Here is a 559-nt window from a genome sequence, read left to right as displayed (position 1 = left end):
CCAGCTATGCCTTGAAGCTGCTGCAATCGGATGGTGAGTTGACGATGGCCAGCACCGGCTCCGACGCCAATGGCAATCTGGTGGCGCAGGAATACCGGGTGGAAGGCCCGATGAGCCTGTTCATGACCACCACGGCCATCGACATCGACGAAGAACTGTTGAATCGTTGCTTGGTGCTTAGCGTGGATGAAGGCCGCGAGCAGACGGCAGCGATTCACCGCCGGCAACGGGAACGGCGCACGCTGGAAGGCTTCCTGGGCAAGGAAACCAAGGATGCGGTGCTGGCGTTGCAGCGTAATGCCCAGCGTTTGTTGCGTCCCTTGGCGGTGGTAAATCCGTTTGCGGATCAATTGACCTTCCTGGACGACCGCACGCGGACGCGACGCGATCATGAAAAGTACCTCTCCCTGATCGACACGATCGCCTTACTGCACCAGTACCAACGCCCGATCAAGACCTTGACGGTAGGGGATCGGCAGATTGAGTACGTGGAAGTGACGCCGCAAGACATTGCACAGGCCAATACGCTGGCGCATGAAGTGCTGGGCCGCAGCCTGGA

Annotated in this window: 1 protein-coding gene; it reads left to right on the top strand. The window is 59.4% G+C overall.

Going from position 1 to position 559, the window contains the following annotated elements:
• Positions 1-559, top strand: a 559-nt coding sequence (locus CSQ89_RS21880) for a hypothetical protein (RefSeq protein ID WP_308418214.1), incomplete at both ends; no start/stop codon positions are given.

The organism is Chitinimonas sp. BJB300, assembly GCF_002735695.1.
Lineage (GTDB): Bacteria > Pseudomonadota > Gammaproteobacteria > Burkholderiales > Chitinimonadaceae > Chitinimonas.
The sequence above is the reverse complement of the archived record's forward strand: the minus strand, read 5'-3'. Positions and strand labels throughout refer to the sequence as shown.